Origin of the sequence: Nocardia arthritidis, assembly GCF_011801145.1 — a bacterium.
In the GTDB taxonomy this organism is placed as follows: domain Bacteria; phylum Actinomycetota; class Actinomycetes; order Mycobacteriales; family Mycobacteriaceae; genus Nocardia; species Nocardia arthritidis_A.
Genome location: NZ_CP046172.1, coordinates 7,991,526 through 8,010,489, shown reverse-complemented (window position 1 = coordinate 8,010,489; position 18,964 = coordinate 7,991,526). Strand labels below are relative to the sequence as shown.

The window sequence follows — 18,964 nt, the reverse complement described above, 5'->3', positions numbered from 1 at the left end:
GGGTTCCCGCCGAAACGCTGTCGTAGCGTAAGGGAATACGTATCCCGGAACCGTCAGGATGGGCTCGACGTGCACATCGTCACCATCGCGCCTGCGTTACGTTGCCGCGGGTGACCTGCGGATACTTTCGAAAGCCGTTGTGGCGCTTGACCGCTCGCGGAGCCCCCGGACACCGCCCGGATGAGCCCGCTCGGGCGCGGTCCCGGCATTCGCTTAACCTTGATCGATATGACCACCGACTGGCGCCGCCGCACCGGCCGGATCGGAGTCCTCACCGGCGCGGGCATCTCCACCGATTCCGGCATTCCCGACTTCCGTGGGCCGCGCGGCGTGTGGACGAAAGATCCGATCGCCGAACTGCTTTCGACCTACGACAACTACATCGCCGATCCGGACCTGCGCAGCCGCTCCTGGCTGGCCCGCCGCGACAACCCGGCCTGGCAGGCCAGGCCCAATGCCGCGCACCGGGCGCTGGTGGAGTTGGAGCGGGGCGGGCGGGCGGTCACCATCATCACCCAGAACGTCGACCGGCTGCACCAGCGCGCCGGATCGACGCCGGAGCGGGTGATCGAGATACACGGCAATATGTTCGAGGTGGTCTGCGTCGGCTGCGACTATCGGACATCGATGGAGGCGGCGCTGGGCCGGGTGGCGGACGGGGAACCGGATCCGCCCTGTCCCGAATGCGGCGGAATATTGAAGGCCGCGACGATCATGTTCGGCCAGCAGATGGACGCGCGCACCGTCACCAAGGCCGCGCTCGCCGCGCAGACCTGCGAAATCTTCCTGGCCATCGGCAGTTCACTGCAGGTGGAGCCGGCCGCGTCGATGTGCGCGGTCGCGGTGGACGCCGGTGCGGATCTGATCATCGTGAACGCCGAGCCGACGCCGTACGACGGCATCGCGAGCGAGCTGGTCCGCGAGCCGATCGGCACCGCCGTGCCGCGGCTGGTGTCGGAAATCCTTTCGGCCTGAACCGAATTCGTCAGACCGAGCCGAGCACCCGGTCGACGTAGGCGTTGGCGAAGCGGCCCTTGGGGTCGAATCGCCGCCGCGCCTCGGCGAATCGCTCCCAGTCCGGGTAGCGGTCGCGCAGTGTCTCCCAGGTCTGGAAGTGGCGCTTGCCCCAGTGCGGGCGTCCATCATATTTGTCGAAAACCGCTTCGCAGGCACGGAAATACGGTTCGTAGTCCATGCCGCGGTACTGGTGTACGGCGATATAGCAGGTCTCCCGCCCGGTCGCGGGGGAGAGGAACGCGTCGTCGGGTGCGACCCAGCGCACCTCGATGGGCATCGGCGTATCGAATTTCCGCGCCAGTTCCTTGATTTCGCGGATGGCATCGACGGAATGCGAACGGGGGATCGCGTATTCCATCTCGGTGAACCGAATCAGCCTGGGGGAGGCGAAGACTCGATACGAGCGGTCCACCTGCCTGCGGTAGCTGCCCGCGTACGCGGCGCCACGGTGGATCCACGGGATGGTGCGCGGGGCCCGTCTGCCGAGCCGGCACAGCGCGTCGAAGGTGTAGTTGGACATGAGGATGTCGGCGAACCAGTCCACCGCCTTGCCGCGCGGCTGCTCCGGCAGCGCGACCCGGTTGTTGCGCTTGGTCATCGCCAGTGGGCTGTGCGCAAACATGTAGAACTCGAAGTGCTCGTTGCCGTCGACATGTGTGTCCAGCTCGGTGAGCAGTTCATCGACCGGCATGGGGCGTTCCACGCCCTCCAGGACAAAGGACGGCACCAGTTGCAGCGTCACCTCGGTGACGATGCCGAGCGCGCCGAGGCTGACCCGCGCCGCGCGCCAGCCGTCGGGGTCGGTTTCGGCGTTCAACTCCACTCGGCTGCCGTCGGCGAGCATCAGCTCGATGGAATGCATTGCGGCGGAAAGGTTTTGCAGGGTGGCGCCGGTTCCGTGGGTTGCGGTCGCGGTGGCGCCCGCGATGGTCTGCACGTCGATGTCGCCGAGATTCGGGAAGGCGAGCCCGTGCGAGTGCAGCGCATTGCTCGCCGCGTTGAGCGTGCTGCCCGCCTGAACCCTGACCCGGCCCGTGGCGTGGTCTATGTCGAGTATGCGATCCAGTTTGCCGAGATCGAGCAGGACGCCGTCGGTGAGGACGGTGTCGCTGAACGAGTGGCCCGCACCCGCCACCCGGACGGTCTGTCCGCGGGTGGCGGCGGCGCCGATGATTTCGGCGAGCTCGTCGGTATCGCGCGGGGACACGATGGCCGCCGGGGCACAGCGCTGATCGCCCGCCCAATTCACCCACGAGTTGGTCATGTGTCCAACTGTAGGTCAGTGGTGTGACCACCGCTACTCAATGCGCGAAATGAAATGAAATGTCGATATTCGCCGGGCGGGTCACCGGCGACGGCCGGTGCAGGAGGCCGCCTTCGCGTGCTCGATCTCCTCCTCCGTCATCGGTGGCACGGACAACGGCCTGCGCGGCACCGAATCGGCCCGGAGGCCGTTCAGCGCGATCGCCATATACCGCCGCCAGACCTCGGTATTGGCGGGCGCGGCGAATTCGGCGATGCCGTCGATCATGTGGATCAGCGCGAAGAAATCCGACGCGTCGACGCCGGGCGCAAGCACGCCCGCCTCCTGGGCCCGCTCGACCAGGCCGCGAATGGACGGCTTGATCCGGTCGTCCAGGATTTTGGAAAACCGGTCCATATCCTCTTTGAGCTCCAGCATCACCGCGCTGAAGCCGCGGTTGTTCGCGAGGTGTTTGCTCGCGTACTCGAAGAATTCGACGATGCCGAGCCACGGGTCCGGATACTGACGCGCGACATCGGCGGCGTCGGCGAACTCCAGCAGATTCTGCTCGAAGACCTCGGTGATGAGCTCCTTCTTGTTCGCGAAGCGCCGGTACACCGTGCCGACGCCGACGCCGGCGCGCTCGGCCACATCGTCGAGGGTGATCTCGAGTCCGTGATCGGCGAACAGTTGCCGCGCCGCGGCGATGATGCGCTGCTGGTTGCGAGCGGCATCGGCGCGCAGGCGGCGGGGCGGAGATACGGCCGTGGCGTGATTCACACCGTCATGCTAGCAACGATCGGGATTAAGTGGAGGCAGATCCTCCGTTATCGTGATAGCTTTCATTCGGGGAAAGCGGAGATTGCTTCTCCGGATCAATACTCGAGACAAAGGGGACATATGACTACCACGATCGACCGTGGGGCAACCGCCCCCGAGAAATCCGCGGCGGGTCGTCGCGGCTCCCACGCAATGCGCTGGTGGGTGCTCGCCGTTCTCGGCGTCGCCCAGCTCATGGTCGTGCTCGACGCGACCGTCGTGAACATCGCACTCCCCGCAGCGCAGCGGGATCTCGGGTTCAGCGATGGCGACCGGCAATGGGTGGTCACCGGATACGCGCTCGCCTTCGGCAGCCTGCTGCTGCTCGGCGGACGCCTGAGTGACCTGTTCGGCCGCCGCACCACGTTCATCGTCGGTTTGATCGGATTCGCGGCCGCCTCCGCGGTCGGTGGCGCGGCCACCGGATTCGACATGCTGGTCGCGGCCCGCGTCGCGCAGGGCGTCTTCGGCGCACTGCTCGCACCCGCGGCGCTGTCCCTGCTCACGGTCACCTTCACCGAACCGTCCGAGCGAGCCAAGGCATTCGGCATCTTCGGTGCGGTCGCCGGTGCGGGCGGCGCGATCGGCCTGCTGCTCGGCGGTGCGCTCACCGAATGGGCCAACTGGCGCTGGGTGATGTTCGTCAACCTGGTGTTCGCGGCGGTCGCGCTGGTCGGCGCGGTGCTGCTGCTGGCCAAGCATGTGACCACCGATCGGCCGAAGCTCGACCTCCCCGGCACCGTCGTGGTGACCGCGGCGCTGTTCGGCATCGTCTACGGCTTCTCCCGCGCCGAATCGCACGGCTGGACCGATGCGGGCACGCTCGGCTTCCTGATCGGCGGTGTCGTGCTGCTCGGTGCGTTCGTCGCGATCGAGGCCAGGGTGGCGCATCCGCTGCTGCCGCTGCGCGTGGTGCTGGACCGCACCAGGGGCGCGTCGTTCCTGACCGTATTCGTCATGGGCATCGGAATGTTCGCGATCTTCCTGTTCCTCACCTACTACATGCAGCTGACCATGGGTTACTCGCCGATCAAGACCGGTGTCGCCTTCCTGCCGATGGTCGCCGCGATGGTCGCCTCCTCGACCACCGTGCCCTCGCTGCTGCTGCCGAAGGTGGGGCCGAAGATCGTCACCAGCGTCGGATTCCTTGTCGCGGCGGCGGGTATGGCCTGGCTGACCCGGATCGGTCTGACCACCGGATACGCCTCGCACGTGCTGCCCGCGCTGATCCTGCTCGGCCTCGGTCTCGGTGGCGCGATGTCCACCGCGTTCCAGGGCGCGACCGCCGGGGTGCACCACGAGGACGCCGGTGTCGCGTCGGCGACGATCAACACCAGCCAGCAGGTGGGTGGTTCGATCGGCACCGCGCTGCTCAGCACCATCGCGGCCTCCGCGGCGAGCGACTACCTGGCGGGGAAGGTGCCGGACAAGCTGACCGTCGCACAGTCGATGATCGAGAGCTACACCACCAGCTTCTGGTGGGCCACCGGGATTTTCGTGGCCGGTGCGGTGATCATGGCGGTGCTGATGCCCAATACGGTGCCTGCGCCGTCGGAGGGCGAACCGGTGCTCGCGCACTGAATTGACCTTGTGCCGCAACATCTTTCAACTGAATAGCGACAGCGCCCGCGACACATCGGAGTGTCGCGGGCGCGGTGCTTTCAGCAGTTGCTCGGCGCGGGAAGTCCGGCGAACCGATCCGAGAGATAGCTGAAAGCCCTTGGCGCACCGGCGAATATGGCGGTGCCGTGATCGGCGCCCGGAATCATGTCCAGCAGTACCGGGGTGCCCGCCGCGCAGTAGCGGCCCATCACATCCCTGGCCAGCCACGGGTTGACCTGATCGTTGGTGCCGTGCCATTCGTAGAGCGGGGCGCGCGGCACGCCGGGAAAGGTCTCGAGGCTGTTCTCGTGGATGATGCGGATGGTGGTCGGGTCGGCATCCTCCATCCGGCCGAAGAAGACGTCGGCGAAGCCCTTGTTCGCGCCCGCGTTGATGATCTCCTGGGTGCACGCGTTCGCCACCTGGTCGCGCAGCGCCCAGCCCGCGGGTTTCAGTATGCGTTCCATCGGCAGCTCGTTCGGGTATTCACGCTCCAGGCCGACGGCGGCCGCGAATCCGAGGCCGAACAGCGGGCTCGGCTGCAACCCGACATCGAGGGCGAGCTTGCCGATATTCACCGGGACACCGCCCTGCGCCACACCGACGATCGGCAGTTCCGGCGCGTATTCGGGGGCGAGTGCCGCCGCGAAGCCGGTGGCCATGCCGCCGCCGGAGTATCCGGCCATGCCGACCGGACTACCCGCGAGATCGGCTGGGGGGAAACGTTTTACGGCTCGAATGCCGTCCAAGGTCAGGCGGCCGCCGAGCCGGGCCGCACCGTATGCGCTCGTCGGCCCGAGGTGGTCGGGGATGGCGATGGCCCAGCCGCGGGCCAGCAGCAGATTCAGTGCGGGGCCCTCCTGCATGGTGCCGTTGAACAGGCTGTGCGACGGGGCGCACTGCATGCCGAGGGAGTTGACGAACGGCTGATACGACACCAGCGGCCGGTTGAGCCCGCCGCCCGCGGGGATCAGCACGGTGGTCACCGCCGCGATGGGCTGGTTATAGGAATTGGTGGAGCGATAGAGCAGTTGCCAGGCGGTCGCTCCCGGGTAGGCGCCGGTCGGCATCGGCCTGCTGCGGATGACATCGCCCGGTTGGAAATTGCCGATATCCGGTGGGGCCCAATAGAAGCCGTCCGGGTCCGGAATCGGGTAGATCGGCGTCGCCGACGCGGGCGGCGCGTATGCCAGCGCCGCGACCGTCGCGGACAGCGTCACCAGTAGCAGCTTGCGGAAATGCCTGTGCCCGGGCCTGCGTGGCGCCGCCCGGTATAGGAGGTGTCGAGCTCGTCCTGCGGCCATCGTCACTCCCGGAATAGGGGTCGGAGTTGATGGCACTTCGGCGGAAACCTTCAGGGCATTCGTACGTGGAACCCGTCGGCATGTCAACGAACGACGCTGTTCGTGATCAATTGTCGCGCTCCCACCCGGAACAGACCAATTGGTGTCCCGATACCATTGCGGTCCCGGCGGTGCCGGATCCGGCCGTACGGGTTCGTAGACTTTTCCAATCGGCACCGCGAGCAAGGTGTCGGCTCACCTCGGGGGCGGTGCGCGGAATCAGCATGGCGCGGTAGCTGAACCTGAACGACACGACGGCACGACGGAAGGGGGCAGGCGATGAACGAGACACCGGTCGGTGGCTGGCAGTCGGCGGCTCGATTGACCGTACTGCTGGACGAAGACGACAAGTGGCGGCACGGCTCCCTCTACCACGAGATAGTGCGGCGGGCCAGAGACGCCGGGCTGGCCGGCGCCAGCGTATGGCGCGGCATCGAGGGGTACGGCGCGTCCTCGCGCATCCACACCAGCCGGATCCTCGACCTGGCCGACCATCTACCCGCGGTGGTCACGATCGTGGACGAGGCGCCGCGGCTACGCGCCTTCGTCGCCGATAACGCCGAACTGTTCACCAGCGTGAACGTCGCGCTGTCCCCGGTCGAGATCTGGCAGGGGACGGTGCGATGAGCGAGGGTTTCGAATCTTTGCTGCCGCCCGGCACGTTCGCCGATAACATAGTCGGTTCGGCGCTGCCGGGCGCGAGTGCGAACAACTCCGTCCGCACCGCGGTGTACGCCGCCGAATGGGTGTGGACATGATCCTGATGACGAGCCGGGCGCAGCCGACACGGAAGGGAGACCCGAGCATGGCCCATGATCGAGCCGGGCGTCCCGCGCGCCCCACCGACCTCGCGGATATCGCAGGTCTGGTGACGGCCTACTACAGCCGCATTCCGGATCCGGCGGATCCGGCGCAGCTGGTGGCGTTCGGCACCTCGGGGCATCGCGGGTCCAGCCTGGACACCGCGTTCAACGAGGCGCACATCCTGGCCATCACCCAGGCGATCGTCGAATACCGCGCCACCCGCGGCATCGACGGCCCGGTGTATCTGGCGCGGGATACCCACGCACTGTCCGAACCGGCGTGGACCACCGCGCTCGAGGTGCTCGCGGCCAACGACGTCACCGCGATCGTCGACGCGCGCGACCGCTACACCCCGACACCCGCGCTGAGTCATGCGGTGCTGCGCCACAATCGGGGCGGCACGCGACACCAGGCCGACGGCATCGTGGTCACCCCGTCGCACAATCCGCCGCGCGACGGCGGCTTCAAATACAACCCGCCGCACGGCGGCCCGGCCGACACCGTCGCCACCGACGTCATCGCCGCGCGCGCGAACGAGTTGCTGCGCAACGGACTCGACGGGGTCAAGCGCACCACGCTGCAGCATGCGCTGGCGCACAAGGTGGAACGCTACGACTACCTCGACCACTACATCGCCGACCTGCCGAATGTGTTGAATCTGGACGCGATTCGCGGCGCGGGCATCCGGCTCGGCGCGGATCCGATGGGCGGGGCCAGCGTCGACTACTGGGAGGAGATCGGGCAGCGCTACGACCTGGAACTCGAGGTCGTCAACCCGTTCGTCGACCCGACATGGCGATTCATGACGCTGGACAGCGACGGCAAGATCCGGATGGATCCGTCCTCCCGCTACGCCATGGCCTCGCTGGTGGCGATCAAGGACGACTACGACATCTCCACCGGTAACGACGCCGACGCCGACCGGCACGGCATCGTCACGCCCGACGGCGGGCTGATGAACCCGAACCACTTCCTCGCCGTCGCCATCGAATACCTGGTCGCGAACCGGATGGGCTGGGATGCGCTGACCAAGATCGGCAAGACGGTGGTCACCTCATCGATGATCGACAGGGTGGTCGGCGTGCTCGGCCGCGATGTGCACGAGGTGCCGGTGGGCTTCAAATGGTTCGTGCCCGGATTGTTCAGCGGCAGTTTGGCATTCGGCGGTGAGGAGAGCGCGGGCGCATCGTTCCTGCGGATGGACGGCACCGTCTGGACCACCGACAAGGACGGAATCCTGTTGGCGCTGCTCGCCGCCGAGATCGCGGCCGTCACCGGGCAGAGCCCGTCGGCGCGCTACGTCGAACTCGAGCGCCGATACGGCAGCCCGGCATACGCGCGCGTCGACGCGCCGGCCAGCGCGGAACAGAAAGAGCTGCTCGCGAAGTTGACTCCGGACATGATCGGTACGAAGGAGATCGCCGGGGAACCCGTCACCGCCGTATTCACCCGGGCGCGCGGTAACGGCGCGCCGCTCGGCGGGCTGAAGGTCACCACCGAGAACGCGTGGTTCGCCGCGCGCCCGTCCGGCACCGAGGACAAGTACAAGATCTACGCGGAATCGTTCCACGGCGCCGACCACCTGGCCCAGGTGCAGGCGGCCGCGGAGGAAATGGTGGGGCAGGCGCTTACCGGTGCGCAGCAGTAACTCCAGGACCCTGCCCGCCGAGATCTGGGTGCTGGTCGGGTCCGCCTTCATCGTCGCCATCGGCTTCGGGTTGGTGTCGCCGGTGCTGCCGCAGTACGCGCGCAGCTTCGGCGTCGGGGTGGCCGCGGCCTCGGCGATCGTCTCCGCGTTCGCGCTGATGCGTTTGCTGTTCGCGCCGTTGAGCGGGCGGCTGGTGCAGCGGCTGGGTGAGCGGTGGGTCTATCTCGGCGGACTGTTGATCGTCGCGGTGTCTACCGGGGCCAGCGCGCTGGCCCAAAGTTATTGGCAGCTCATGGTTTTGCGATCCGCGGGCGGAATCGGATCCACCATGTTCACGGTTTCCTCGCTGGCACTGGTGATTCGGCTGTCGCCGCCGCTTGAGCGGGGCCGGGTGTCCGGGCTGTGGTCGTCGAGTTTTCTGATCGGATCGGTGAGCGGGCCGCTGGTCGGCGGTGCGCTGGCCGGGCTCGGGCTGCGCGCGCCGTTCGTGATCTACGCGGTCGCGCTGCTGATCGCGGCCGCGGTTGTCTATGTGAGCCTGCGTAATTCGACGCTCGCCGCACCCGAACCGGTCGGCGAGGTGCGGATGATGACCTTCCGCGAGGGGTTGGCGCTACCGGAATATCGCGCGGTGCTGCTGTCGAATTTCGCCAACGGCGCAGCGGTTTTCGGCGTTCGGATGGCGCTGGTGCCGCTGCTCGTCGTCGAGGTGCTGCACCAGTCCGCCGGCATGGCGGGCGTCACGCTGACCGTATTCGCGGCGGGCAATGTCGCGGTGCTGTTTTCGGCGGGACGGCTCTCGGATCGCTTCGGCCGCAAACCTTTCCTGGTGATCGGCTCGATCATCTGCGCGATCGGCACCGCCGGACTCGGCATCGCGCCGAACCTGCCCTGGCTGCTGGCGACCTCGTTCGTCGCGGGCGTCGGCTCGGGCATGTTCACCCCCACCCAGCAGGCCGCCCTCGCCGACATCATCGGTCCACGCGGCCGCGGCGGCCCGGTGCTCGCCGGATTCCAGATGTCGATGGACCTCGGCACCGTCCTCGGCCCCATCGCGGTAGGCGCACTGGCGCAACAGGTTTCGTACGGGCTCGGACTCGCGGTCACCGGCGGTCTGTTGGCCGTCGCGGCACTGGTGTGGGCGCTGGTACCTGAGCCTTCGCGGCGCAGTGGTGTGGAACCCGCTGACGCGCTTGCGATTCCGGTGCAGGTCCAGGACGCGGCGGAAGCTGTTCCGGAGGCCGTAGATGTCCGCGCCGCAGACGAATCCGTTCGAGATGCGGCGGAGGTTGTTCAGGCTGCGGACGAACCTTCCACCGCTACTCCGCAGTGAGGTCTGCTCGCGGTTGGGGGTGGGTTCGGACGAATCAGTGCGTTGTTTGGGTGGTCGCGCCACTACGACGACTGGATTGCCCGAGATGGGGACGTGGGTGCGTTGGAATGTGGGGTTGCGGTTTCGCACGCCGGACGACGTTGTTCCCGCATAGCTTTCAGCTTCTCGCGCATGCAATGGGCTGTTGTACGGGTGTGTGATCCATGGGCGGGTTCGGACGAGTCGGTGCGTTGGTTGGGCGGTGCGCCGCTACGACGACTGGATCGCCCGAGGTAGGGACGTGGTGCGTTGGGATGCGGGGTGCGGTTTCACGCGCTGGATGAAATGGCCTGCGCGCGAAGCTTCTTACCTATTGGATCAAAGGTAAAAGAGAGACGTCGCACCCCGTCTTCGAACCGAACATTCGTTGTACGGGGTGTGCACTCTTCAGACGGGTGTAGCAGCTGCTCGAGCAGCGATTGTCCGACTGACGTGACCACCCAGCCGCCTTCGTGGAGGCGAAACGCCGCTCGCCAACGCGCCCCGCGCCTATCTCGGGCGATCCAGTCGTCGTAGTGGCGCGACCACCCACTTGACCTTCCGATTCGTCGAGAACCAGTGCCGCGGACTGATTCGTCGAGAACCGGAGCCGTGGATTACCGGGCGGCCCGAGAGCGGAGATGTAAGGATCGGCGGATGGCTGGTCGCGTGCTCGCAGTGGATCTCGGGAAGACGAGTTGTCGGGGGTCGGTGCGGGTCGACGGGGTGCAGGTGGGGTTCGCCGAGGTGGCGGGGACGCCGGGGCTGGCGAGCGCCGGGGGTGTCGCTATGGCGGAGAAGGCGATTCGGGCGGTGCTGGCCGGGATCGGTCCGCAGGAGTTGCCGTTGGCGGTGGGTGTCGGCGCGGCGGGTGCGGTCGCCGCGCCGGAGGCGGCGGTTCGGCTGGCCGAGGGGCTGGCGAGTTTGCCGGAGGTCGGCCAGGTGGCGGTGACCTCGGATGCGGTGACCGCGCACGCGGGGGCGCTCGGGGCGGGCCGGGTGTGGTCCTGGCGGCGGGGACGGGGGCGGTGGTTACCGCGGTGGACGAGAGGGGGCGGTTCACCCGGGTTGACGGCTGGGGGCCGCTGCTGGGGGATGTGGGTAGCGGCGGCTGGATCGGTGCGGAGGGTTTGCGGGCGGTGCTGCGCGCGCACGACGGGCGCGGCGCCGCGACGGTGTTGCTGGCCGAGGTTGCCGAGCTGTACGGTATCGCGCCCGATGAGTTGCCGAAATTTCTTGGGCAGCAAGAGAATCCGACGCTGGTTGCGGCTCGGTTCGCCCCCGTCGTGGCGCGGGCCGCTGCTTCGGACGAGGTTGCCGCGGAGATCATGTCGGCCGCGGGCGCGGCGCTGGGGCGCTCGGTGTGCGCGGCGATCGAGCGGTCCGGGTTGCCGAGCCCCGTGCCCTTCGCGATAACGGGCGGGTTGATCAATCTGGGTGGGCCGTTGCTCGACCCGCTGGATGCCGCGATCACCTACCCGGTCGATCGCCGCGTGCCGGCCGGTGGCCCGATCGATGGTGCGGCGTTGCTGGCGGCCGATCGGTCGACCGTGCTCGAACCCCTGATCGCCCGGATCGATACCCAACCCCTATGAAATAGGATTCAAGTCCTATGAATTAGGGCTGACAATCGTTGACAGGCCATCTGTGACGATTGACACTTACTTGCGCCAGGTTCGCCAGTCATCCGGGAGAGTCGCGATGAACGCACTCAATCTAGCCGTCATCGTCGTCTATCTGGTGACCGTGGCGTGGATCGGCCTGCGCCTGTCCGGTAAACAGAAATCGAGCAGCGACTACTTCGTCGGCGAGGGCCGGATGCCGTGGTGGACCGTCTGCTTCTCGGTGGTGGCCACCGAGACCAGCGTGCTCACGGTCATCTCGGTGCCCGGCGGTGCGTACACGGACCAAGCCTTCGGCAATGTGGAGCTGGCGCTCGGTTACATCATCGGCCGCACCATCGTGGCTATCGTGCTGATCCCGCTGTACAAACGCGGCGGCTTCGTCAGCGCCTACCAATATCTGGAGTTGCGCTTCGGACGCTATCTGCAGGGCGTCGCATCGGTGACCTTCGTCGTCACCCGCCTGCTCGCCGAGGGCGTGCGGCTGTTCGCCTCGGCCATCCCGATCAAACTGCTGCTCAGCGAGTTCGGGCTGACCGTCGGCTACGACGTGATCATCGTCGCGCTCACCCTGCTGACGGTGGTGTACACCTACCTCGGCGGCATCAAGGCCGTCATCTGGACCGACGCGCTGCAGATGAGCCTCTACCTCGTCGGCGCGCTCATCGCGATCGCCGTGCTCACCGGTCACGTCGGCGCGTCCGGTTGGGCGAAGGCGTTGGACGGCGGCAAGTTCCGGCTCTTCGACACCGATTTCGGGCTGGCGCACGTGCTCACCAGTTCCTTCGCCATGCCGACGGCCATCATCGGCGGCTCGATCTTCGCCATGGCCTCGCACGGCTCGGATCAGCTGATCGTGCAACGCATTCTGGCCACCCGATCGCTGCGCGACAGCCAGCGGGCGATGATCGGTTCCGGCATCTTCATCGCCATCCAGTTCGGGGCCTTCTCACTGGTCGGTGCGCTGCTGTGGTCCTACAACGGCGGCAAGTCGGTCAAGGATCTCGGCCTCGGCAGCTCTGACAGCCTGTACCCGAATTTCATCCTGCACGGCCTGCCGGTGGTGATCTCCGGTCTGCTGGTGGCCGGAATTCTCGGCGCCGCAATGGGTTCGCTGTCCTCGGCGCTGAACTCGATGGCGAATTCCACGGTGGCCGACATCATCCGGAGTTTCGCGCAGCGCACGCTGGACGACCGGACCATGCTGCGCCTGGCCCGGGTGATGACGCTGGTGTGGGCGGTGCTGATGGCGCTGTTCGCGATGGGCTTCAGCTCGACCACCGGCAATGTCTACCTGACGGCGCTGACGATCGCGGGCTACACGTACGGCGCCCTGCTCGGCGCCTTCCTGTTGGGTCGAATCGTCAAGCGCGCCAACCAGTTCGACGCCATCGTCGCCTTCGTCGCGACGGTGATCGTCATGACGTTCGTGGTTCGGGTGATCAAGGTGGACGTCGAGGTCGCGGGCAAGGTGGTCCAAAAGGGTATCGCCGCACAGTGGTTGGTGCCGATCGGTGTGCTCGTCACCCTGGCGGTCGGCGGTGCGACGAGCATGTTCCACCCGGCGCCGCAGCCGCGGCCGGAACCGGTCGAGGCGGTGGTCTAGTGCGGGTGATCGGGTTGATGTCGGGCACATCGCACGATGCGATCGATGCGGTAGGCGCGGATATCTCGTTGCGGGACACCGAATTACAGGTTCGCATCGTAGGTGGGCTCAGCCTGCCGTACCCGGAGGGCGTGCGGGCCGAACTCATCGCCGCGCTGCCGCCCGCCGCAGTGGATATGGCCGCGGTCTGCCGCCTCGACACCTGGATCGGTCAGGCCTTCACCGCGGCCGCCGAGGCGGCGGTACACGAATTCTTCGACGGCACAGCCGATCTCGTCGCCTCACACGGACAGACGGTTTACCACTGGGTGCACGACGGTGCCGTACTGGGCACCCTGCAGCTGGGCCAGCCCGCCTGGATCGCCGAACGTACTGGACTGCCGGTGGTCAGCGATTTCCGCTCCCGCGATATCGCCGCGGGCGGTCAGGGCGCACCGCTGGTCGGGCTGTTCGACGTGCTGTGGCTGCGCGGGCGGCCCGGCCGCGCGGCCGCGCTGAATATCGGCGGCATCGCCAACGTGACCGTGCTCGGTGATCCGCCGGTCGCATTCGACACCGGCCCGGGCAACGCGCTCATCGATGCCGCGGTGGAGCTCGCGACCGCGGGCGCCGAGCATTTCGACCGCGACGGCCTGCGCGCGGGGCGCGGCCGGGTGGACGAAACGCTGCTGAAGACACTGCTCGCCGAACCCTATTTCGGCGCGCCGCCGCCCAAGACCACCGGCAAGGAGCTGTTCAACCGTGCCTACCTCGAGCGCGTGTTGCGGGTCTCGGCGTTACCGGCCGACGATATCGTCGCCACTGTGACCGCCTTGACCGCTCGAACAATTGCCGATTCGCTCGCACCGCACGCGCCCACCGAGGTGATCGCCTCAGGCGGCGGGACCAGAAATCCGGTGCTCATGCGGATGCTGCGCGGCGAGTTGGCCACCGCCGAACTGCGCACCTCCGACGATCTCGGCCTGCCGTCGCCCGCCAAGGAGGCCGCGGCCTTCGCGGTGCTCGGCTTCCTCACCGCGCACGGTCTGCCCGGCGTGCTCCCGGCCTGCACCGGTGCGCGGCACGCGTCGGTGCTCGGATCGCTCACCCCGGGAGCGGCCGGATTCGACCTGCCACCGCGTCCGGCCGCGGCGCCGCGACAGCTGACGGTGGTGGGCTGACCATGGCCGACGGAGATGATGTCCGCACCCGCCTGCTGGCGGCACTGCCCAACCTGACGCCGACCGCGCTGCGGGTGGCCAGGGTGATCCGCGACGATCCGGCGGGCGCCGCGCAGCTGACCGTCAACCAGCTCGCCGAACGCGCCGAGGCCAGCACCTCCGCGGTGGTGCGGCTGGCGAAAATGCTCGGCTACGAGGGTTATCCGCAGCTGCGGCTGGCACTGGCGGCCGCGGCGAGCGTCGATGCGGGCACCCCGGTGTTCGCCACCGATATCGTCGCCGACGACGCGCTGGGCAAGGTGATGCAGAAGCTCACCGCCTTCGAGACCGAGGGCATGCTGGCCACCGCCGACCTGGCCGATCCGGCGACGATGGAGGCCGTCGTCGACGCGCTGGTCCGGGCGCGGCGGGTGCTGCTGGTCGGGATCGGCGCATCGGGGCTGGTCGCGGTGGATATGGACCAGAAGCTGAACCGCATCGGCATGTGGTGCCACGTCTGCACCTCGGAGGACGGCGCGCTGGTGCAGGGCAGCCTGCTGCACGACGGCGATGTGCTGGTGGCCTTCTCGCATTCGGGGGAGACGCAGGCGATCGTCGAGGCCACCCGGCGGGCGGCCGCGGCGGGCGCGACCACCGTCGCGGTGACCGGCGGCGCGCAGTCGCGGCTGGCCAGGACGGCCGCGCATACGCTGCTGGTCGCCGGGCGCGAGGACGGATTCCGCTCGGCGGCCATGGCGAGCCGGATGAGTCAGTTGCTTGTCGTCGACGCGCTGTATGTCGGTGTGCTGCAACGCACACCGGCGGCGGCGGTCGCACTGCGCCGTACATACGACGCGGTGGTCGACCGGCGCAAGGGTAGAGAAACGCAGGAGGAGCAGTGAGGCTCGATGGAGATCGGTGAGCTAACCACCGAGTCGGTGAATCCGCGCACGGCAGGGCTCGATTCGATGCCGGTCGAACAGCTGTTGCGCGCCATGAACGCCGAGGACGCCGGGGTGGCCGCCGCGGTGGCCGAGGCTATTCCGGATATCGCGCGGGCGGTCGAGTCGATCGTCGCGGCGCGCGGTCGCGGTGGCAGGCTGATCTATGTCGGCGCGGGCACCAGCGGCAGGCTCGGCGTGCTCGACGCGGTGGAGTGCCCGCCGACGTTCGGCACCGATCCGGCCGAGGTGGTCGGGGTGATCGCGGGCGGAATGGTGGCGCTGTCGCGGGCGGTCGAGGGCGTCGAGGACGATCCGGCGCTGGCCGTGCGCGATCTCATCGCGCTGAATCCGGCGCTCACCGCGGCGGATGTGGTGGTCGCACTGGCCGCCAGCGGCCGAACCCCTTATGCCATCGGCGCTTTACGGTATGCGCGTTCGATCGGCGCTGCGACCGTTGCGGTTTCCTGCAACCGCCATGCCGAACTGTCCGACCACGCCGATGTCGGTATCGAAATCGATACCGGCCCAGAGGTTCTGACGGGTTCGACGCGGCTCAAGGCGGGCACCGCGCAGAAAATGGTGTGCAATATGCTCTCGACCGCGGCGATGGTGCGGTCCGGCAAGGTGTACGGCAACCTGATGGTCGATGTGAACCCGTCCAACGTCAAGCTGGTCGACCGCGCCCGGCGCATCGTCGCGGAGGCCACCGGCGTCGATTCCGCAACCGCCGCCGCACTTTTGACGGCCGCCGACGGGCATCCGAAGACGGCCATCGTCATGCAGCTGGCCGGTGTCGATCAGGCCGAGGCGCACAAGCTGCTGGCCGACGCGGACGGGTTCGTTCGCGCCGCCGTGCGGCAGCCGACCTGAAAATCATTCGGGGCGTTCGGTTTTCGCCGTGTTGGGTGAAATCTAGGCCGGTCGTTCGATTTTCGCGATCAGCACCGCGCCGTTGCGCGCCGTCACCGTCACGAACTGGCGGTAGCTGTGCACGGTGGCGTCGGGCCGGATCTCGGAGACCACCACATCGAATCGGCCGTCGGATATCGGGGTGATCAGCACGCAGTGCTTGGTGTCCGCCGGTATCGACGCGATTCCGGTATCGATGACATCCGCGGCCGACACCGCCGCGTCCGGTGTGGTCGCCTGCCTGGCGACCGTGCCGGAGCGGGCGACGTAGTAGGCGTGCTGGAAGGCGAGGATGACATTCGGCCCGGAGTCGGTGCCACCGATTCCGTTGCCGCGCACCAGTTGTTCGGTGCGGACGGGTTCGCAGCCGGGTCCGCCGCCGAGTACCGGATCGACGACGACGGCCGATTGGCGCGGACCGGTGGCGGCCGCCGTGTACACCAGCACCACCGTCACCGCGGCGACGGATCCGGCCACCGCGAGCCCGAGCACCAGCCAGATCCGCCGCAGCCCGCGCCGCAGCGGCCGGTGCCCCGCCCGCCGCTGTCCGGCGCGCTGCGGCGGGAGCATCCCGGGCCAGACCGGTTCAGCCGCTCTGCGCCTGCGGTTGTTCGACGACATCGCCACACCCCTCTACGGGTGTCCGTCAGGTGGCCCAGTACTTACCCACCCCATCGGCTCTCCTTGGGTGCCCCTCAATGCTGTTGTGAAATAACAAGTTTGCACAATTCGGGCGGCCGTGGCGGCCGAATCGGCTGTGGATTCGCCGAATCCGCCGCCGCCCGGCGTTCAGCGCGGGACGACGGTGGTGGGCAATGCCGCGAAACCGCGGTTGTTGGTGGAGTGGATGCGCCGCGCGCCGTCGGGATCGATGTCGTAGTCGGCGACCGCGGCGACGATCTCCTCCAGCGCTATCCGCATCTCCAACTGGCCCAGGTTCGCGCCGAGGCAGTGGTGGCGGCCGCTGCCGAAGGCGAGCGACGCGGAGGTGTCTCGGTGCAAATCGAAGACGTCCGGATCCGGGAACACCGCCGGGTCGCGGTTGGCCGACGCGGGGAGCAGCACCACCCGCGCACCCGCCGGAATCTTCACACCGTGCAGTTCGACCGGTTCGGTCGTGCAGCGCAATAAGGTCTGCCCCGCGGGTTCATAGCGCAGCGTCTCGGCGATCCACTCGGCGATCCGGCCGCCGAATGCCAGGCGCCGCTGGTCCGGGTGCCGCCACGCGGCGTGCCAGGCCTGGCCGAGGTTCAGCATCACGGTTTCGATGCCTGCGCCGATCAACAGGATCAACACGCCGACGATCTCCGCCGGGGTGAGCCGGTCGTCCGCGTCGGCGGCGTCGAGCAGGTCGGACAGCAGGTCGTCGCGGCGGTCGCGGCCGCGTTCGATCGTCAGCTCGGTGTAGTAGGCGACCAGCGCGCCGACCGCCTGCACGGCCTCCGGCCGCAAATCGGTGGACTCCTCGTCGGAGTGCATGATCTCCATGCCGAGTTCGCTGAGCATTTCGCGATCGGCGACGGGCACGCCGACCAGTTCGGCGATCACCTCGGTCGGGAAGTGGATGGCGAAATCGGTCATCAGATCGAAGCTGCCGCGGGCCAGCAGCGGCCGCAGCAGATCCCGGGCGATCTCGCGCAGCCGCGGCTCCAATTGCCGCACCCGGCGCTGGGTGAACGCCTTGGCGACCAGGCCGCGCATCCGGGTGTGTTCCGGCGGATCCATCGCGATGAAGGAGAAGAACTGCCCGGCCTGCGGCCCCCAGAACGCCGGTTCGATGCGCATGCCGTTGACGCTGGAGAAGCGGTCGTGATCCCGGAGCGCCGCGAGGACATCGGCATGGCGGGACAGCGCCCAGAAGTCGTCCGCCTCGTTACGGAACACCGGGGCCCGCTCGCGCAGCCTGGCATAGTAGGGATACGGGTCGTCCTGGATATCGAAATCGTATGGGCTGTACTCGAGGTCCATCATGGCTCGCTACCTGATCGCAACGCACGGCCGACATCATGAGACTAATGCAAACGAATCGAGGGCGTAGTGGACCCGGACTCGGCGGCGGACCGGCTCGATACCGGCAAGCCACATCCGGCGCGCCGGTATGACTACTGGCTCGGCGGCAAGGACAATTTCGCCGCCGACCGGGAATCCGCCGACGTGGTGGCCGAGGCGTTCCCGACGATTCGCTTCGCGGCGCTGGAGAATCGCAAATTCCTGCGGCGGGCGGTGGCCTATCTGGCCGAGGCCGGTATCCGGCAGTTCCTCGACATCGGCACCGGGCTGCCGACGGCGGGCAATGTGCACGAGATCGCACAGGATGTCGCGCCGGACTCCCGCATCGTCTACGTCGACAACGACCCGATCGTGCTCGTGCACGCCCGCGCCCTGCTGAACAGCTCGGACGAGGGCGCCACCGCATACCTGGAGGCCGATGTCCGCGATCCGGAGTACATCCTCGGTCATCCGGATCTCGCCAGAATCCTGGACCTGACCCAGCCGGTCGCGCTGATACTGGTGGCCATCATGCACTTCATCACCGACGACCAGGAGCCGTACGAGGTGGTGCGCAGGCTGTGCGATGCGCTGCCGTCCGGGAGCTATCTGGCGATGACCCACGCGACCAGCGACTATCTCACCGCCGAGGATCTGGCCGAGAACAACGCGGCAATCGCGCGCAGCGGCGTGCCGTTCCAGTTGCGTTCCACGCCGGAATTCAGCCGGTTCTTCCGCGGCTTCGAATTGGTGCCGCCCGGCATCGTCTCGGTGACGGCGTGGCGGCCCGAGGAGTGGCACGCGCATCCGCGTCCGGAGGCGGTATCCATGCTGGGCGCGGTGGGTCGCAAGCCGTGACGGCATTCCACACGGTCTGCTGAGCGGACCGGGACCTAGCCGCGCCGTTATCGCCGCGACATCCTCGAAA

General features: G+C 67.8%; 17 protein-coding genes. 12 read left to right on the top strand and 5 right to left on the bottom strand.

Annotated features, from left to right (window positions below; translation table 11 throughout):
- Positions 1-228 precede the first annotated feature (228 nt).
- Positions 229-975 carry an SIR2 family NAD-dependent protein deacylase gene (locus F5544_RS36105; protein WP_167477318.1) on the top strand — a complete coding sequence of 249 codons (747 nt, stop codon included), beginning with the start codon at positions 229-231 and terminating at the stop codon, positions 973-975.
- Positions 976-985: 10 nt separating this feature from the next.
- On the opposite strand, the gene F5544_RS36100 is transcribed toward F5544_RS36105, so the two are convergent.
- Positions 986-2,281, bottom strand: a complete 1,296-nt coding sequence (locus F5544_RS36100) for a D-arabinono-1,4-lactone oxidase (protein ID WP_167477317.1) — start codon at positions 2,279-2,281, stop codon at positions 986-988.
- 81 nt (positions 2,282-2,362) lie between these two features.
- Positions 2,363-3,040 carry a TetR/AcrR family transcriptional regulator gene (locus tag F5544_RS36095; RefSeq protein ID WP_167477316.1) on the bottom strand — a complete coding sequence of 226 codons (678 nt, stop codon included), beginning with the start codon at positions 3,038-3,040 and terminating at the stop codon, positions 2,363-2,365.
- Between the two features lie 120 nt (positions 3,041-3,160).
- Between F5544_RS36095 and F5544_RS36090 the strand changes: the two genes are divergently transcribed.
- The gene (locus F5544_RS36090; protein WP_167477315.1) at positions 3,161-4,660 is read left to right on the top strand and encodes an MFS transporter; all 1,500 of its coding nucleotides are present in this window, start codon (positions 3,161-3,163) and stop codon (positions 4,658-4,660) included.
- Between the two features lie 80 nt (positions 4,661-4,740).
- Here the strand turns inward: F5544_RS36090 and F5544_RS36085 are convergent, their stop codons facing one another.
- The gene (locus F5544_RS36085) at positions 4,741-5,985 is read right to left on the bottom strand and encodes a lipase family protein (protein WP_167477314.1); all 1,245 of its coding nucleotides are present in this window, start codon (positions 5,983-5,985) and stop codon (positions 4,741-4,743) included.
- Between the two features lie 318 nt (positions 5,986-6,303).
- Between F5544_RS36085 and F5544_RS36080 the strand changes: the two genes are divergently transcribed.
- From F5544_RS36080 to murQ, 9 genes are all read left to right on the top strand, one after another.
- The gene (locus F5544_RS36080) at positions 6,304-6,651 is read left to right on the top strand and encodes a DUF190 domain-containing protein (RefSeq protein WP_167477313.1); all 348 of its coding nucleotides are present in this window, start codon (positions 6,304-6,306) and stop codon (positions 6,649-6,651) included.
- On the top strand, positions 6,648-6,782 hold the full coding sequence (locus F5544_RS47190) for a hypothetical protein (RefSeq protein ID WP_255664421.1): 135 nt from the start codon (positions 6,648-6,650) through the stop codon (positions 6,780-6,782). The genes F5544_RS36080 and F5544_RS47190 overlap by 4 nt, the downstream gene beginning before the upstream one ends.
- Before the next feature lie 47 nt (positions 6,783-6,829).
- Positions 6,830-8,476, top strand: a complete 1,647-nt coding sequence (gene pgm, locus F5544_RS36075; protein ID WP_167477312.1) for a phosphoglucomutase (alpha-D-glucose-1,6-bisphosphate-dependent) — start codon at positions 6,830-6,832, stop codon at positions 8,474-8,476.
- The gene (locus F5544_RS36070; protein ID WP_167477311.1) at positions 8,463-9,809 is read left to right on the top strand and encodes an MFS transporter; all 1,347 of its coding nucleotides are present in this window, start codon (positions 8,463-8,465) and stop codon (positions 9,807-9,809) included. The genes pgm and F5544_RS36070 overlap by 14 nt, the downstream gene beginning before the upstream one ends.
- A gap of 1,019 nt (positions 9,810-10,828) precedes the next feature.
- A complete protein-coding gene (locus tag F5544_RS46770; RefSeq protein WP_342760399.1) occupies positions 10,829-11,422 on the top strand; it encodes an N-acetylglucosamine kinase in 594 nt (197 codons plus the stop codon).
- A 106-nt stretch (positions 11,423-11,528) separates the two neighbouring features.
- The gene (locus F5544_RS36060) at positions 11,529-13,055 is read left to right on the top strand and encodes a sodium:solute symporter (protein WP_167477310.1); all 1,527 of its coding nucleotides are present in this window, start codon (positions 11,529-11,531) and stop codon (positions 13,053-13,055) included.
- Complete coding sequence (locus F5544_RS36055; protein ID WP_167477309.1) at positions 13,055-14,215, top strand: anhydro-N-acetylmuramic acid kinase; 1,161 nt, start codon at positions 13,055-13,057, stop codon at positions 14,213-14,215. Before F5544_RS36060 ends, F5544_RS36055 begins: the two co-directional genes overlap by 1 nt.
- Before the next feature lie 2 nt (positions 14,216-14,217).
- Complete coding sequence (locus F5544_RS36050; protein ID WP_167477308.1) at positions 14,218-15,096, top strand: MurR/RpiR family transcriptional regulator; 879 nt, start codon at positions 14,218-14,220, stop codon at positions 15,094-15,096.
- A gap of 6 nt (positions 15,097-15,102) precedes the next feature.
- Positions 15,103-16,008: an N-acetylmuramic acid 6-phosphate etherase gene (gene murQ, locus F5544_RS36045; protein ID WP_167477307.1), complete on the top strand. Its 906-nt coding sequence runs from the start codon at positions 15,103-15,105 to the stop codon at positions 16,006-16,008.
- A gap of 42 nt (positions 16,009-16,050) precedes the next feature.
- Here murQ and F5544_RS36040 read toward each other — a convergent pair whose 3' ends face one another.
- Complete coding sequence (locus F5544_RS36040) at positions 16,051-16,668, bottom strand: hypothetical protein (protein ID WP_167477306.1); 618 nt, start codon at positions 16,666-16,668, stop codon at positions 16,051-16,053.
- 168 nt (positions 16,669-16,836) lie between these two features.
- Positions 16,837-18,018, bottom strand: a complete 1,182-nt coding sequence (locus F5544_RS36035; protein ID WP_238846831.1) for a cytochrome P450 — start codon at positions 18,016-18,018, stop codon at positions 16,837-16,839.
- 66 nt (positions 18,019-18,084) lie between these two features.
- Here F5544_RS36035 and F5544_RS36030 point away from each other — a divergent pair, with 66 nt between their 5' ends.
- A complete protein-coding gene (locus F5544_RS36030; protein WP_167477305.1) occupies positions 18,085-18,894 on the top strand; it encodes an SAM-dependent methyltransferase in 810 nt (269 codons plus the stop codon).
- Positions 18,895-18,964 lie beyond the last annotated feature (70 nt).